Consider the following 14,210-nt stretch of genomic DNA (forward strand, 5'->3'; position numbering starts at 1 on the left):
TATAGGAAACATTTATTTCATTTTCAACAAAAATGAAAATATTAATTTCAAGTTGTGATCTGATAAGGATTTTTTAGCTAACGTCGCGTTATATAGGGTTAATTTTCTGATTAATTAGGTACCATTCAGAGGTAAGAGCTGAAAAAATAGAATGTTAGAATTTTTGTTCCATTTATGGCTTGGTATATATGGAATTAGTTAGCAAAAAGAATCACTATACCCCCAGGATTTCCTCTTGCGAATATGGGGTAAAGGGAAATCCTGGTAATGAGTTATTTTGATAATAATGTTAGAGTCATAAAGTTAGCTAATTATCTTTATTCGGTTTTTGGGGCGTATTATTTATCACAAGTTTCCTGAATAGTGTTTTGCCTATCTGGTATAGCGCATAAGATAGTATTAATGCAGCGAACAAATAATAAATAACCATGATTGCCTTGGGAACATTATGTGCGAGAAATACGTATATAGAGATTGAACAGAGTGTAATTAACCATGCAACCGGTTTCACCATAGACCACGGTGTAATATTGACCTGTTCGGTATAAATATCTTCAAATGGTTTAGCTGGGAAAAAGTAGCCAATAGCCAACATGAAAATAACATTAAGAACAAATAAAATGCCAACCAGATGAAAAAAATGCAGGTTAATTTTCAAAATGAAATTACAGATAATATAGGCTGACATACCGAATAATAGTCCAAGTTTAGCGGCAATAGGCGGTACTCGTTTAGTCATCAAACCGACTAATACCACGCTGAGAATTGGCGCGTTAAAGATCCCCTGTAATTGTTGTATGAGATAGAACAGACCATCAGGTGCATTAGCGACTAACGGTGCGACGATCATCGTGATTAACGCTAACCCGATTCCCAGATATTTACTCATAGCGACTGTTTGAGTTTCGGTGGCATTTTGGTTGATTCGCTGTTTGTAAATATTGACGACAAACAGTGTCACAGATGAATTAAGTCCTCCGCTGAATGTGGAAAATACCGCACCAACAACCACAGCGGCAAAGAAACCAACCAATACTTCCGGTAGAATTAAATGTACTAATTCTGGATAAGCGTTATCTGGATTATCTATCTGTCCTTTGAAAATATGGAAAGCAATAATGCCTGGTAGAATAATAATAGACGGCATGATGAGTTTAAGTAAAGCACACAACATCACGCCTTTTTGTCCTTCCGCTAGATTTTTTGCACCAAGGGCTTTCTGAACAATGGATTGGTTGGTACACCAAAAAAACATATTGGAAACAATTAGGCCGGTAAATAGCGTGGAGAAAGGAACTAGAGAATCTTCACTGCCGATGGAGTTAAATTTATCAGGATTAGATTGATAAACTTCGACTAATCCTTGCCAGGCATTGCCATTGCCGACATAGAGTAGGGCAAAAATAGTCACCATTAATCCGCCAACAATTAAGCCAATACCATTAATGGTATCTGCGGCGGCAATGGCTTTAATACCACCAAAGATGGCATAAACCGCACCTAATCCACCAACGCCCCAAACCATAATCCATAATGCCGTAGTTTTATCAATACTGAATACATTAGAAACTTGGAATAGACTTTCCAATGCAATTGCGCCGGTATACAGCACAATGGGGAGTAGTGAAATGATATACATAGCCAGGAAAAGAATTGAGGTAATAAGCAGCGTATTTTTATCAAATCGGCGTTCAAGATATTCCGGGATGGTTGAAATACCGAGTTTCAGATATTTAGGCAGGAAATAAATAGCAAATAGAACGATTGTTATAGCAGCTATCACTTCCCAAGCCATAACGATAAATCCGGTTCGGAATGCTAATCCATTCAAACCGATTAAATGCTCTGTGGACAGGTTCATCAATAACATAGAGCTACCAATATAAACACCTGTGAGAGATCGCCCGCCAAGAAAATAGCCTTCAGTAGATTCTGTCAGACGAGCATTATGGGTTTTGTAATAAGCGAAGCCAGCCACTAATAGGGTAAAACCAATAAATGAGAGAAAAGCTAACATACTATCCTCCAAGCCTGATTGACTGTTTTCAGGCAGCAATATGCTGACGGGAAAGCGGCCTTTCCCGTTTTTATGATGAAAATAAATGTAAGTCAGTTAGTTTTAGTTAGAGATGTAGGGCTGTTTTATAATTTGATTTCTTTCCCTAATTGCAGAGATTCGAGCGCTTTATCAGACAGATAAAGCGCTTGTTCGCCATCAGCGCCACTACATTCTGGCGTGGCGCGACCAGCCATGACATCGACAAAATGGTCCCATTCAGCAATGTAGGCTTCCCGGTAACGTTGCAGGAAGAAATGCTCTGGCTTGGCTGTTAAACAACCACTGTTTTCCCAGAGTTCAACGCTGTTTTCTTTAATATTACCTGCGCTAAGCAGCCCTTTTTCACCATGTAATTCAATCCGTTGGTCATAGCCATACCCGGAACGGCGGCTATTGGTAATGGTTGCCATTGCCCCTGATGGGAATTTCATAACGATAAAGGCGGTATCGATATCACCCGCTTGCCCAATAGCTGGATCAACTAGATTGCTGCCTTGAGCGTAGATCGAACAGGGTTCCTCACCGATAATAAAACGTGCCATATCGAAGTCATGTATTGTCATATCCCGGAACATACCACCAGAAACTTTGACATATTCAGCGGAAGGAGGGGAGGGATCACGGGAAATAATCAGCAGAGATTCGGCCTTTCCTATCGCACCAGCGTCAAATAGTGTTTTTACTCGGCGGAATTGCGGATCGTAACGACGGTTAAAGCCAACAAATAAGGGAACCTGATATTGTTTAACGGTTTCAAGGCAATGACGAACACGTTCAATATCAAGATGAACCGGTTTTTCACAGAAGATTTTTTTATGATGTTTTGCTGCGAGTTCGATCAGGTCTGCATGTGTATCTGTTGCCGAGGCGATAAGAACGCCATCTATTTCAGGGTCGGACATTGCCTGTTCAATAGTTTGTCTTTTTGTTTGATATTTCTGTACTAAAAGTTCAGCACTTTTCTGATGTGGATCGACAACGGAGTAAAGAGAAGTTTCTTTATGATGAGTGATATTCACTGCGTGTACTTGTCCAATTCGTCCGGCGCCAAATAATGCAATGTTGAACATGGATGCTCCTTGATACCTAGGTATCTGCTTATGAGATACTTTAAAATATATCAAATAAAACATTTATTTCAATTTTAAAGTATTTGGAAATTATATTTTTGAGTGCGGTGTGGCATTTTGTTAATAACAATATTAAATTTATGTTAATTAGATCACGTAAAGTAAGATTCATGCTGGATAAGTTGGGATATTTATCTTTTAAAAACAAAATATAATATGCATCAGGCTAGGTGGTTGCTACGTTTGGTCATAGAGGTTGAGGGAAGAGAAAAAGTCATTCGTTTTTGGAATAAAAATTTCAAAAATAGCATTAAAATGATTAGAAAAGGGAAAATGGCCTGCTGTCTTACAGGCCATCACTTTTTAATATTGGCGTACTTTGGTTGCAACCATCTCCTTTATTTTCTTTGCGGCAGATTCTATAGCTGGATTTTTCGCTACTTGTGCTGTGCCTATTCGCCACCATGATTCATAATCATGCGTCATCGTTTTAGGCAGCACTTTGATATCTATGAGTACCGGTACGGTCTGTTTTTGGGCTTTCTGTAATGCGTCAAGCAGTTGTCGCTCATCGTGGACTCGGTAACTTTTGCAGCCGTAGCTTTCTGCATTTTTGGCGAAGTCGACTTTAATCAGTTTGCCATCCATGTTGCCGCTTTCTGGGTTCCGGTAACGATTTTCTGTTCCGAAACTACCCATCCCTTGGCTCATTTGTAGATTATTGATACAGCCGAATCCCGCGTTATCAAACAGCAACACGATGATTTTGATATTTTCCTGTACTGCGGTTTGCAGCTCTGAATGAAGCATCATATAAGCGCCATCACCGACTATGGCGTAAACCGGTTGGCTGGGGCAGGCAAGTTTAGCGCCAATGGCAGCGGCTATCTCATAGCCCATACAGGAATAGCCATACTCAAGATGATAGGTATCCGGTTGTTGGGGTTGCCATAATCGCTGTAAATCGCCAGGAAGGGAACCTGATGCGCCAACAATAATCGCTTCTGGCTCAAGATATTTGTCTAATAATCCCAATACTCTGGTTTGTGTCAGGCGGGTTTGTAATGTCTGGCTGTACTCTTCCAGTTTATCATCAAGATGACCGGGAATTTCTGGTGTGAAATCCTCCTGATACTCAATTGCGAACAGACGATTTAACTCTTTGCGCCATGCCTCTCGCGCCTGGTGAATCTCATCTTGATAACCACTGTGATAATGCAATTGAGTAAGCTGCTCTGCGATAGCGTTTAACCCTGCTTGGGCGTCTGATACAACAGGGGTTGCATCCAGTTTACAGGCGTCGAATTCCGCTACGTTGATAGTAAGAAATTCAACTTCTGGATGTTGAAATAGCGATTTGGATGCAGTGGTGAAATCACTAAACCGGGTGCCAACGCCAATAATCAAATCGGCTTCTTTGGCTATCAGGTTGGCAGCAAGACAGCCGGTTGTGCCTAAACCGCCACAATTAAGGGGATGGTCGGCAATTACGGCGCTTTTACCTGCCTGTGTTTCAGCAAAAGGAATATTGAAGCGTTCTGCGAACTGACGAAAAGCGTTATGTGCTTCTGAATAGCGCACTCCGCCACCGCAGATAAGCAAGGGTTTTTTCTTGCGGCTTATGAGCGCCACAGCATCGTTAATCATGGCGATAGAAGCAGGGCGGCGTTCGATGCGGTGAATTCGTTTTTGAAAGAAATAGTCAGGAAAATCCCAAATCTCGCCTTGAACATCTTGTGGCAAACAGATTGTGACTGCGCCGGTATCAGCGGGATCGGTTAGAACTCGCATCGCATGAATCATAGCGCTCATTAGCTGTTCTGGTCTGGAGATACGATCCCAGTAACGAGAAACCGGGCGGAAACAGTCATTGGTGCTGATAGTATAATCATGGAACTGTTCAACCTGTTGTAAGACTGGATCAGGTTGGCGACAGGCAAAGAGATCACCGGGGAATAACAGCAGAGGAATGCGATTGGCTGTGGCAGTTGCCGCGGCGGTTATCATATTGGCGGAGCCAGGGCCAACAGATGACGTTACGGCAAAAATCTGTTTGCGTTTTTTCTGTTTAGCAAAACCTGTGGCGATATGGGCCATACCTTGCTCATTGCATCCTTGATAAACGGTTAAGTGACCGGGATCTTGCTCCAGCGCTTGCCCTAATCCAACCACATTACCGTGACCAAAAATGGTAAAAATTCCTCTGATGAATGGATATTGTTCTCCGTCTGCTTCCACATATTGCTGGTTCAGGAATTTCACCAATGCTTGAGCCGTTGTCATTGTTGATTTGCTCATATTACAGAACTCCATTTTATTCCATTGTCGGCATCACAAAACTGCTGGAATGATGTTCTAACCTGATACTTGCCGGCCAGCGACTGGTAACGGTTTTCATGCGAGTGTAGAAGCGAACGCCATCATTACCATGAACGTTAAGCGGACCAAAAATTGAGCGTTTCCAGCCACCGAAGCTGTGGAAGGCCATTGGTACCGGAATGGGGATATTGACGCCTACCATACCTGCTTGTACATCTTCGCTAAACTGGCGAGCAGTTTCTCCGTCGCGGGTGAATATCGCGGTACCATTACCATATTGATGGACATTAATTAATGTTAATGCGGTGGCATAATCGGGTACACGGACAATTGATAGAACGGGGCCGAAGATCTCTTCTTGATAGATTTTCATCTCTGGCGTGACGTTATCAAACAGCGTCGGGCCAATAAAATAGCCATTTTCATAACCCGAAACCTTGAGTTGACGGCCATCAATTAACAGACTAGCCCCCTGTTTTTCGCCACTATCGATGTAATCACAGATTTTAGCTTGGTGTTGGGCGGAGATAACGGGTCCCATATCGTTCTCTTTCGTTGCGACAATACCGGGACCGACAGATATTTTGCTGATCTGTTGACGTAATTTTTCAATTAACGCATCCGCCGTTTCATCTCCAACCGCTAATACAACAGACAGTGCCATGCAACGTTCGCCGGCTGCGCCAAAGGCCGCGCCTGTAATAGCATTGCTGGCCATATCAAGGTCGGCATCCGGCATCAGAATACAGTGATTTTTTGCACCACCGAGAGCCTGACAGCGTTTCCCGTGAGTTGAGGCGGTAGTGTAGATATATTCAGCGACAGGAGTCGAACCAACAAAGCTGACGGCTTGTACGCGTGGATCTGTTAGTAGTACATCGACGGCTTCTTTATCGCCGTTGACAACATTAAATACGCCATTGGGTAAACCGGATTGTTTAAGTAGTAATGCTAGTTCAATCGCGAGAGAAGGATCTTTTTCGGAAGGCTTCAATATGAAAGTATTCCCTGTCGCTAATGCGATAGGAAACATCCACATAGGAACCATTGCCGGGAAGTTGAAAGGGGTAATGCCGGCACAAACGCCTAAAGGCTGCATTAATGAATGGCTGTCTATACCTGTGCCGGTATTAGCGGAATGTTCACCTTTTTGTAGATGAGGGATGCCACAGGCAAACTCAACCACTTCCAGACCGCGAGTTAATTCACCGATGGCATCTGAATAGATTTTCCCATGTTCTTCTGAAATCAATCGCGCTAGTTTGTCGATATTGGTTTCCAGCAATGCTTTGAACTGGAACATGACACGAGCACGTTTGAGAGGTGAAACTTTAGACCATTCACTGTAAGCCTGATGAGCGGCTTCAATTGCTTGTTCAACTTCATGAGCTGTGCTTAATGTTACCTGGCGTATCTGTTTTCCCGTCGCTGGATTAAAAACTGGAGAAAAGCGGGTGCTATGACTAGGAATGAGTTGCCCATTAACGTAATTCTGTACTTGTTCCATTCTGAGCCTCTTTTGCGGATTTGATGTTAGTACTGAATCAGAAACTTTGATAATAGGTATATGAAATATTTATTTTATTTTCAATGTGATTTGGAATAAAAGGCAATTAGTGTGATCAGAGTAAAGTTTTTATGAATTACCGATAATTAGGTGACTAATTAGATGTTAATCAATATAGTGATAATAATAAATCATTACAATGAATGGATTATGTGTTTCATTTTTAACTATAAAAATGAAATATGATTCAGCTTATACTGCAAAACGATTACAATTGCTGGCGATAAATTTTATGGGGGATTTATGTCTGTCGCATCGAATCTGAATGAGTTTCAAGAACAAGTCCGTTCACGCTATAGTGAATTGAGTAAACGCCTGCAACAAGTAGCTCGATATGTGCTGGATAATACCAATAGTGTCGCTTTTGATACTGTTGCTGTGATTGCCAAAGAAGCTGATGTTCCTCCATCAACATTAATTCGTTTCGCTAATGCGTTTGATTTCAGTGGTTTTAATGAAATGAAACAGCTATTCCGCATGCATATGGTGGAAGAAACCGCCAGTTATGCAGACCGGGCCAGGTTATTTCGGGAATTGGATGGCGAACAGGAGCCACCGGAAGACCCTCAACATATTTTGCAGGAATTTGCCCGTTCAAATGTGCAGGCTATGCAACAGCTCGCTGCCAGAACGGCCCCTGAAGATTTAAGGAACGCCGTAGACTTATTGGCTCAGGCTAAGAATATTTACATTATTGGGCTGCGCCGTTCTTTTAGTGTGGCGGCTTATCTTTCTTATGCATTGAACCACTTGGAATGTCGCCCTTTACTCGTGGATGGTTTGGGAGGAATGTTCAGGGAGCAGATTAATTTAATTGGGGAAAAAGATGTTGTCGTTTCAATCAGTTTTACCCCTTATGCAGAAGAAACCCTGATGGTCAGTGAACGTGCGGCGAAAGCCGGGGCAAAACAGATTGTGATTACCGATAGCCAGATTAGCCCGCTTGCTAGTTTTAGTGATGTTTGTTTTGTGGTTAAAGAAGCACAGGTGGATGCATTCCGTTCTCAGTCTGCTACGTTGTGTTTAGTGCAATCTTTGGCGGTTGCTCTGGCTTATCGGCAAGGAAACCCGATTTAATTATCTTGTATACCCTATGGATTTCAAGTTGCATTGCGACGGCAAGGGAGCGAATCCCCGGGAGCATAGCAAACTATGTGACTGGGGTGAGTGAGTGCAGCCAACAAAGAGGCAGCTTGAAAGATGACGGGTATATTTCTGGATTAATTTTATTAATGACTAATAGCCCGCATATTTTGGCGGGTTAATTTTAACGGGCTGCTAGAAGCTCAATTTCAATAAAATATAAACCTGATGTGGATAATCCTCTATGTTGTGTCTAAATGCTATTGATTCCTATTGGCAATAATTATTTAATGGTTGTGCGAAGTTATGGTTTTGAAGAGGGACAACAGGATGATTAAAGGATCGCGTTACGTTTTTGCTGTTTTATCTGCAATTTCTTTCCAGGCATTTGCCTCAAATTTTGATTATAAAAGCGATATTCCAGTTGATAATAAGCCATCTGAGGAGTATTTAAAAAAAAGGGAAAATCTTAAATCCGAGTATTGGGATGTGAACGAACTCATTGCAGATAATCAAGCGGCGGAGAAACGGGAACTGGCAAGGCAGTTACGAGAAGATGAATCTAATCGGAAGAGTCGAGAGTTTAATGATCGTGTCAATGAGAAAATCCGTCAGGATATTGAACGTGCTGCGCGTATTAAAGAGAATAACGGTATGACCAGAGATAACTTTTTTGATCGGGAATAACCGTGACTTAAAGCAACTCGATAGTGAAGTGAATGACCTGTCGGAAGAAATAGGCAGTTTGTCGACAATTATTGACGCTCTTTCGAAAGAATTTTCTCCAATAGCATGTGAGTATAATGACTTCGCACTAAAGGAGAAAAATATATGGAACAAATCGAGTGGGCTGACTTTGAGAAAGTCGATATGCGGGTTGGCACAATTATTTCAGTAGAATTGAATCCTAAAGCCAGCAAACCTGCCTATAAATTACAAATTGATCTTGGCGAGTTGGGCGTTAAAAGCTCAAGCGCCCAGATAACTGTGCATTACATACCTGAACAATTAATTGGCCGTCAGGTGCTTTGTGTATGCAATTTTCCACCAAAACGGATTGCTGGTGTTAAATCAGAGGTGTTGTTAACTGGCAGTATGGATGAAAATGGTGCGGTGGTGATCGCAGAATTTACTCTTCCTGTCCCGAATGGTCATAAGTTATTGTAAACCACGCTATTTTGTTGTCGAATAAATGGAGTGTATTTTAACCAGCGACAATAAATATGGTTGTTCAATTACCTTCATTACATTTACGCCAGTATTCTTCTGAAACAATTAGCCATAGCCACCAAGGGTTATGGCAGTTCGTTTTTGGCTATAACGGACAACTTGAGTTAAACGTAGAAGGACAACAAAGTACCGTTAATTTTGGAAATGTTGTTATGATCCCACCGGATGCGAAACACAGCTTTTTCGCCAGTGGTGAAAATCAGCAACTGGTGCTGGAGTTGCCTTCGGCACTGTTTAATCAATTACATAGTGATTCTTTCTGGCAACCATTACCTGATTCTGCCCTTGCTCTTATTAAGTGGTTGCATGATTACCCTCAGCCACCCGCTAATCACGCTGATGCTGCCCGTTTGCTGCTTGCTCAACTACCACAAGTAGGCTCGTCTTCAACGTTGATAGTCAAACTGCATCAGGGGCTTGTTGGGCGTCTGCATGAGAAAGTGACGGTGATTGATATGGCTGATATTTGCTCAGTATCTGCCAGTACCTTGCGTCGTAAACTGTTTATTGCAACAGGGATGAGTCCAATGGCTTATTTAAAAATGTGCCGAATGGAATTTGCCTACAATCTGTTGGCTTACAGTGATAGATCTTTGGCTGACATTGCTTTTCTGTCTGGCTATGCCTCCCAGTCAGCTTTTACCTTTGCATTTAGTCAACATTATGGTTGTACTCCAGCCAGGTTGCGTAAAGCCAAATGATATTTTCAGCATTTTATGACTTGATGCACAATATGATTGTGCGTAATATACAAACAACGAGGATGTTATGGCTGTTGAATTCAAGGATAGATGGCTAGAAAGATTTTACGAACAGGATTTACCGCACAAATGCATACCTGCATCTTTACAGCGTGCGTTATACAGAAAACTACAAATTTTGGATGCTTCGGTTAAAGAGGCTGATTTAAGAATCCCTCCGGGAAACCATTTTGAATACTTGAATGGCTATTTGAGGGGATGGTGCTCAATAAGAGTAAACAGGCAATACAGGCTTATTTTTCAATGGATTGATGGTATTGCAGTTGATACATATCTGGATCCTCATAACTATTAAACTGAGGGAAATAAATGATGAGGAATACAAAACGTCGCCCTGCAACAGTGGGTGAAATATTGGTGAGTGAGTTTCTGGCGCCTTTGAATATCGAAATTAATGTGCTTGCGGAAGCTATGGGTGTTCACCGTAATACATTAAGCAGGATTGTGCATGATAAAGGTTCGCTGACCGTTCCTATGGCGATCAAATTGGCAGCGGCTTTGGGGAACACCGCAGAGTTTTGGCTTAATATTCAGCATGCCGTTGAACTATGGGATGTGCGTAATCATGCATATCAAGCGGAACTACTGAATGTAAAACAGATAGTTGAGCCATCAGTTGCAACGGCAATGCACTAATGTGTTTGTTTTCAAGAGCACGAATGCGTTGAAGTACGTAAAGCCATCTTATGATGAGATGGCTTTACGTGAGTGATAAGTATTATTGAATTTTCGCTTCTGATTTATCAGCACTATTAAGCAGGCGGCGAATAGGGACAATTAACGCCATCAATACCACTGCACAAATAACCAGAGCCAAAGATACACGGGAGAACAGATCAGGTAGATTGTCCAGTTGGTCAGCGCGCACGTGTCCACCAATCAAGCCGGCAGCTAAATTACCCAAAGCATTTGCACAAAACCACAAGCCCATGATTTGACCACGCATTCGCGACGGGGCCAGTAGCGTCACCGTCGCGAGTCCAATTGGGCTAAGGCACAGCTCACCGAGTGTCAGAAACAGAGAACTTGATATCAGCCAGAAAGGAGAAACGGTTTCACCTGTTGCCAGCACATTTTGCGCAGCCAGAATCATCACGCCAAAACCACCGGCAGCGAACAGAAGACCAATAATGAATTTACTCATACTGCTCGGGTTGATGTTGTTTTTGGCCAGTTTGGGCCAGAACCAACTGAATACGGGGGCCAGCAGGATAATAAACAGTGCATTAATTGATTGGAACCATACTGTCGGGATCTCAAACCCCATCACTATACGGTTAGTATAATCATTGGCGAACAGGTTGAATGACGTTGGCGTTTGCTCGAATGCAGACCAAAAGAATGCAGCAGATACCAGCAGGATAAAACAGACCAGCAGGCGCGAACGGTCACTACTGCTTAAACCGGCAAACAGGAACAAATAGGCGAAGTAAAGTGTTACACAGGATGAGATCACATAGACCATTGCGCTGGCTACGGCTACCGGATTGAATGGAATTACACCAAGGATTAGCAGAGCAATAATAGCAATGATAGCGATAACAGTGGTAAAGACCCATTTGCCGACGTTTTCACGCTTCACTGTAGGGTGGTCCCAGCTTGAATCCAAACCACCTTCTTTATCATATTGGCGCATCAAAGGGATCGTGTAGAAACGGAATATCAATAGGGCGACCAGCATCCCCAACCCTCCGATACCAAAACCCCAGTGCCAGCCATAGTCACGAACCAGCAAGCCTGTAGCCAGAGGAGCGATGAAGGAACCGATATTAATTCCCATATAAAATAGGGAAAAACCACCATCACGACGTGGATCATCTTTTTTATACAGCGTGCCGACCATGACGGTGACACAGGTTTTAAACAGTCCTGTACCTAATACGATCAGTAATAAGCCAATAAAGAACAAATAATGACTTAAAAAGCCGGAGAGAGCGATAGACAGGTGCCCTAGTGCAATAATGATTGAGCCATACCAGACTGCTTGACGTTGGCCTAACCAGTTATCCGCCAGCCAACCACCGGGTAGTGCGGTCAGATAAACACTACCTGCAAAGATACCGACAATAGCCGCGGCCTGTTCACGGGGAATACCCATACCACCATCATAGATGGTTGCAGCCATGAATAAGATCAACAGTGGACGAATGCCGTAGTAAGAGAAACGTTCCCACATTTCTGTGAAGAACAAAGAACTCAATGGGTAAGGATGCCCAAAAAAAGTTCTGGTTTTTGTATTGTCAATGGAAGATTGCATCTAAGTTTTCCTATAAGACTACACTCCAGGAGTGCGGTGTGTGTGACAAATAAAGCTTTTAAAAAGCTCTTTCAAATTTAGGTTTAGAGCAAACAAAAAAGCCACGTTTTTATTAAATGATGTCATGTCTTGTTAATATATTTTTAACATATTTTCCGGTCAATTTTATTAACAAGTAGGATATCTCTTACTTATATTCCACTTTTCAGAGTAAAATCCGACATAAATCTCATTTCTCATAATTGATAGGTTAAAATGAGGATGAAGCCTATTGACTTACTTCTATTTATATTCAATGTATTTTTATGGAAAAAATATTTTAAAATAATAAATTAAGTAATAACTATAATATATAAGACATCTTTTTAAGGGCTAGATATTAACGGTAATAGTAAAAGGGAAGAAAAGTAAATTGATTTGATTATCAACTTAGTATTTATTCGGAAATATTAGATTACTCCTTGTTTTTTTATATAAAAATTGGAAATAAATTAAATTAAAAAGTATAACCTCAGCGTTGAAATGAGATATACCCTATGGATTTCAAGATGAATCGCGACGGCAAGGGAGCGAATCCCCGGGAGCATAGAAAACTATGTGACCGGGGTGAGTGAGTGCAGCCAACAAAGAGGCAACTTGAAAGATGACGGGTATAGTCAATTATTGGGTTGTATGGTATGAGAAAGCGATTATGGCTGCTTCTTGGGTGAAGAAGCAGCCGTTAATGAATTTAATGGACTTTATCAGCTTGCCCGTACAGAGAAGGCATACCCTTGGGCCGGGTTTTAAAACGACGGTGTAACCACATGTATTGATCAGGTGCTTGTAAAATTTCCTGTTCCACGACTTTGTTCATGAAGGCAGCCGCTTTCACTTCATCGTCTTTTGGAAATCCTGCTACTGCTGGTTGAATAATCAGTTCATAACCTTTTCCGTCAGGCAGACGACGAGGGGTAAATGGGATCATTGCCGGATCAGCGAGACGTACAAGTATTGAAGTGCCGGTGGTTGTTGCAGCATGTTCAACAGCAAATAACGGTGCAAATACACTTTTTCGCGGGCCGTAATCATGATCGGGAGCGTACCAGACAATTTCGCCGTTTTTTAGGCAGCGGATCATGCCCTTGACATCTTTTCTATCCAACATGTATTTGTTGGAGCGTAGTCGTCCCCATGTTTGTAACCAATCCATAACCGGATTATCGTTCGGGCGGTAGACGCCAATGCCTGGATTGAGCAAACCGAGAATACGGGCGCCGAGTTCTAACGTCAGGAAGTGGATACCAATAACAATAATTCCTTGCCTGGTAGTTTGAATTTTCTGAATATTTTCTCGCCCAGTCACTTTAAACCAGCGTTCTATCCGCCAGTCAGGCCAAAACCAGGCCATACCTGTTTCAAATATCCCCATTCCGACGGATTCGAAGTTTCTTATTAATAACGCATTGCGTTTCTCCTGTGACATATCAGGAAAACATAGCTCAAGATTTCTTTCGGCAACTTTGGCTCGTTTTTTCAGAAAGCGCATAGAAAACCTGCCCAGACGAGTGCCTATCCAGTAAATAACGGGATAGGGGAGCAGAACCAGTAAGTAAAGCAGACAGATACCAAACCAGGTAGGCCAATAACGGGGATGAAGTAGTGAACGTTGAAAAGAAGGTGCTTGTATCATGGATTCTCGGGTTTTTATAGTTCCAATAAGATGGAAAAAATAGTTCCTCTATTGTGACATTTTTTAACGGGATATCGAAGTTTTCAAATGTGAAATGTTTATGATCTCAATTTTAGTCGATGGTGGTGTGCTTATTTATTATCCCGTTTTGCCATTGGTGGAAGAATGATAGTTCATAATTTACTGATAAAT

General features: G+C 42.0%; 12 protein-coding genes. 6 read left to right on the forward strand and 6 right to left on the reverse strand.

Annotation, left to right across the window (positions count from 1 at the left end):
* Positions 1–307: 307 nt before the first annotated feature.
* The 4 genes from EAE92_RS00620 to EAE92_RS00635 all read right to left on the reverse strand — a co-directional run bounded on the left by EAE92_RS00620 (position 308) and on the right by EAE92_RS00635 (position 6,955).
* Positions 308–2,017 (reverse strand): solute:sodium symporter family transporter, encoded by a 1,710-nt coding sequence (locus tag EAE92_RS00620; RefSeq protein WP_214066674.1) that lies wholly within the window; start codon positions 2,015–2,017, stop codon positions 308–310.
* Positions 2,018–2,142: 125 nt separating this feature from the next.
* The gene (gene iolG / locus EAE92_RS00625) at positions 2,143–3,129 is read right to left on the reverse strand and encodes an inositol 2-dehydrogenase (RefSeq protein ID WP_214066675.1); all 987 of its coding nucleotides are present in this window, start codon (positions 3,127–3,129) and stop codon (positions 2,143–2,145) included.
* A 363-nt stretch (positions 3,130–3,492) separates the two neighbouring features.
* Entirely contained in the window at positions 3,493–5,427 is a 1,935-nt protein-coding gene (gene iolD, locus EAE92_RS00630; protein WP_246544926.1) for a 3D-(3,5/4)-trihydroxycyclohexane-1,2-dione acylhydrolase (decyclizing), read from the reverse strand.
* Positions 5,428–5,443: 16 nt separating this feature from the next.
* Entirely contained in the window at positions 5,444–6,955 is a 1,512-nt protein-coding gene (locus tag EAE92_RS00635; protein ID WP_214066677.1) for a CoA-acylating methylmalonate-semialdehyde dehydrogenase, read from the reverse strand.
* 303 nt (positions 6,956–7,258) lie between these two features.
* Here EAE92_RS00635 and EAE92_RS00640 point away from each other — a divergent pair, with 303 nt between their 5' ends.
* The 6 genes from EAE92_RS00640 (at position 7,259) to EAE92_RS00665 (ending at position 10,725) form a co-directional block, all read left to right on the forward strand.
* Entirely contained in the window at positions 7,259–8,092 is an 834-nt protein-coding gene (locus EAE92_RS00640) for a MurR/RpiR family transcriptional regulator (protein ID WP_036775810.1), read from the forward strand.
* A 336-nt stretch (positions 8,093–8,428) separates the two neighbouring features.
* Positions 8,429–8,785: a hypothetical protein gene (locus EAE92_RS00645; RefSeq protein WP_036807279.1), complete on the forward strand. Its 357-nt coding sequence runs from the start codon at positions 8,429–8,431 to the stop codon at positions 8,783–8,785.
* Positions 8,786–8,929: 144 nt separating this feature from the next.
* On the forward strand, positions 8,930–9,265 hold the full coding sequence (locus EAE92_RS00650) for a tRNA-binding protein (protein ID WP_040152347.1): 336 nt from the start codon (positions 8,930–8,932) through the stop codon (positions 9,263–9,265).
* Between the two features lie 56 nt (positions 9,266–9,321).
* Positions 9,322–10,029: a helix-turn-helix domain-containing protein gene (locus EAE92_RS00655; protein WP_214066678.1), complete on the forward strand. Its 708-nt coding sequence runs from the start codon at positions 9,322–9,324 to the stop codon at positions 10,027–10,029.
* A 67-nt stretch (positions 10,030–10,096) separates the two neighbouring features.
* Positions 10,097–10,384 (forward strand): type II toxin-antitoxin system RelE/ParE family toxin, encoded by a 288-nt coding sequence (locus tag EAE92_RS00660; RefSeq protein ID WP_040152350.1) that lies wholly within the window; start codon positions 10,097–10,099, stop codon positions 10,382–10,384.
* 14 nt (positions 10,385–10,398) lie between these two features.
* On the forward strand, positions 10,399–10,725 hold the full coding sequence (locus EAE92_RS00665) for a HigA family addiction module antitoxin (RefSeq protein ID WP_200868754.1): 327 nt from the start codon (positions 10,399–10,401) through the stop codon (positions 10,723–10,725).
* A gap of 82 nt (positions 10,726–10,807) precedes the next feature.
* On the opposite strand, the gene EAE92_RS00670 is transcribed toward EAE92_RS00665, so the two are convergent.
* The gene (locus EAE92_RS00670) at positions 10,808–12,346 is read right to left on the reverse strand and encodes a peptide MFS transporter (protein ID WP_036807289.1); all 1,539 of its coding nucleotides are present in this window, start codon (positions 12,344–12,346) and stop codon (positions 10,808–10,810) included.
* 730 nt (positions 12,347–13,076) lie between these two features.
* Positions 13,077–14,018: a Kdo(2)-lipid IV(A) acyltransferase gene (locus EAE92_RS00675; RefSeq protein ID WP_214066679.1), complete on the reverse strand. Its 942-nt coding sequence runs from the start codon at positions 14,016–14,018 to the stop codon at positions 13,077–13,079.
* Between the last annotated feature and the right edge of the window lie 192 nt (positions 14,019–14,210).

It is taken from the genome of Photorhabdus hainanensis, from assembly GCF_018448965.1.
GTDB lineage: Bacteria > Pseudomonadota > Gammaproteobacteria > Enterobacterales > Enterobacteriaceae > Photorhabdus > Photorhabdus akhurstii.

Bases quoted from the DNA above. Each gene is read 5' to 3' on its own strand.
- EAE92_RS00620 (WP_214066674.1), bottom strand. From the start codon at position 2,017: ATGTTAGCTTTTCTCTCATTTATTGGTTTTACCCTATTAGTGGCTGGC.
- iolG (WP_214066675.1), bottom strand. From the start codon at position 3,129: ATGTTCAACATTGCATTATTTGGCGCCGGACGAATTGGACAAGTACAC.
- iolD (WP_246544926.1), bottom strand. From the start codon at position 5,427: ATGAGCAAATCAACAATGACAACGGCTCAAGCATTGGTGAAATTCCTG.
- EAE92_RS00635 (WP_214066677.1), bottom strand. From the start codon at position 6,955: ATGGAACAAGTACAGAATTACGTTAATGGGCAACTCATTCCTAGTCAT.
- EAE92_RS00640 (WP_036775810.1), top strand. From the start codon at position 7,259: ATGTCTGTCGCATCGAATCTGAATGAGTTTCAAGAACAAGTCCGTTCA.
- EAE92_RS00645 (WP_036807279.1), top strand. From the start codon at position 8,429: ATGATTAAAGGATCGCGTTACGTTTTTGCTGTTTTATCTGCAATTTCT.
- EAE92_RS00650 (WP_040152347.1), top strand. From the start codon at position 8,930: ATGGAACAAATCGAGTGGGCTGACTTTGAGAAAGTCGATATGCGGGTT.
- EAE92_RS00655 (WP_214066678.1), top strand. From the start codon at position 9,322: ATGGTTGTTCAATTACCTTCATTACATTTACGCCAGTATTCTTCTGAA.
- EAE92_RS00660 (WP_040152350.1), top strand. From the start codon at position 10,097: ATGGCTGTTGAATTCAAGGATAGATGGCTAGAAAGATTTTACGAACAG.
- EAE92_RS00665 (WP_200868754.1), top strand. From the start codon at position 10,399: ATGATGAGGAATACAAAACGTCGCCCTGCAACAGTGGGTGAAATATTG.
- EAE92_RS00670 (WP_036807289.1), bottom strand. From the start codon at position 12,346: ATGCAATCTTCCATTGACAATACAAAAACCAGAACTTTTTTTGGGCAT.
- EAE92_RS00675 (WP_214066679.1), bottom strand. From the start codon at position 14,018: ATGATACAAGCACCTTCTTTTCAACGTTCACTACTTCATCCCCGTTAT.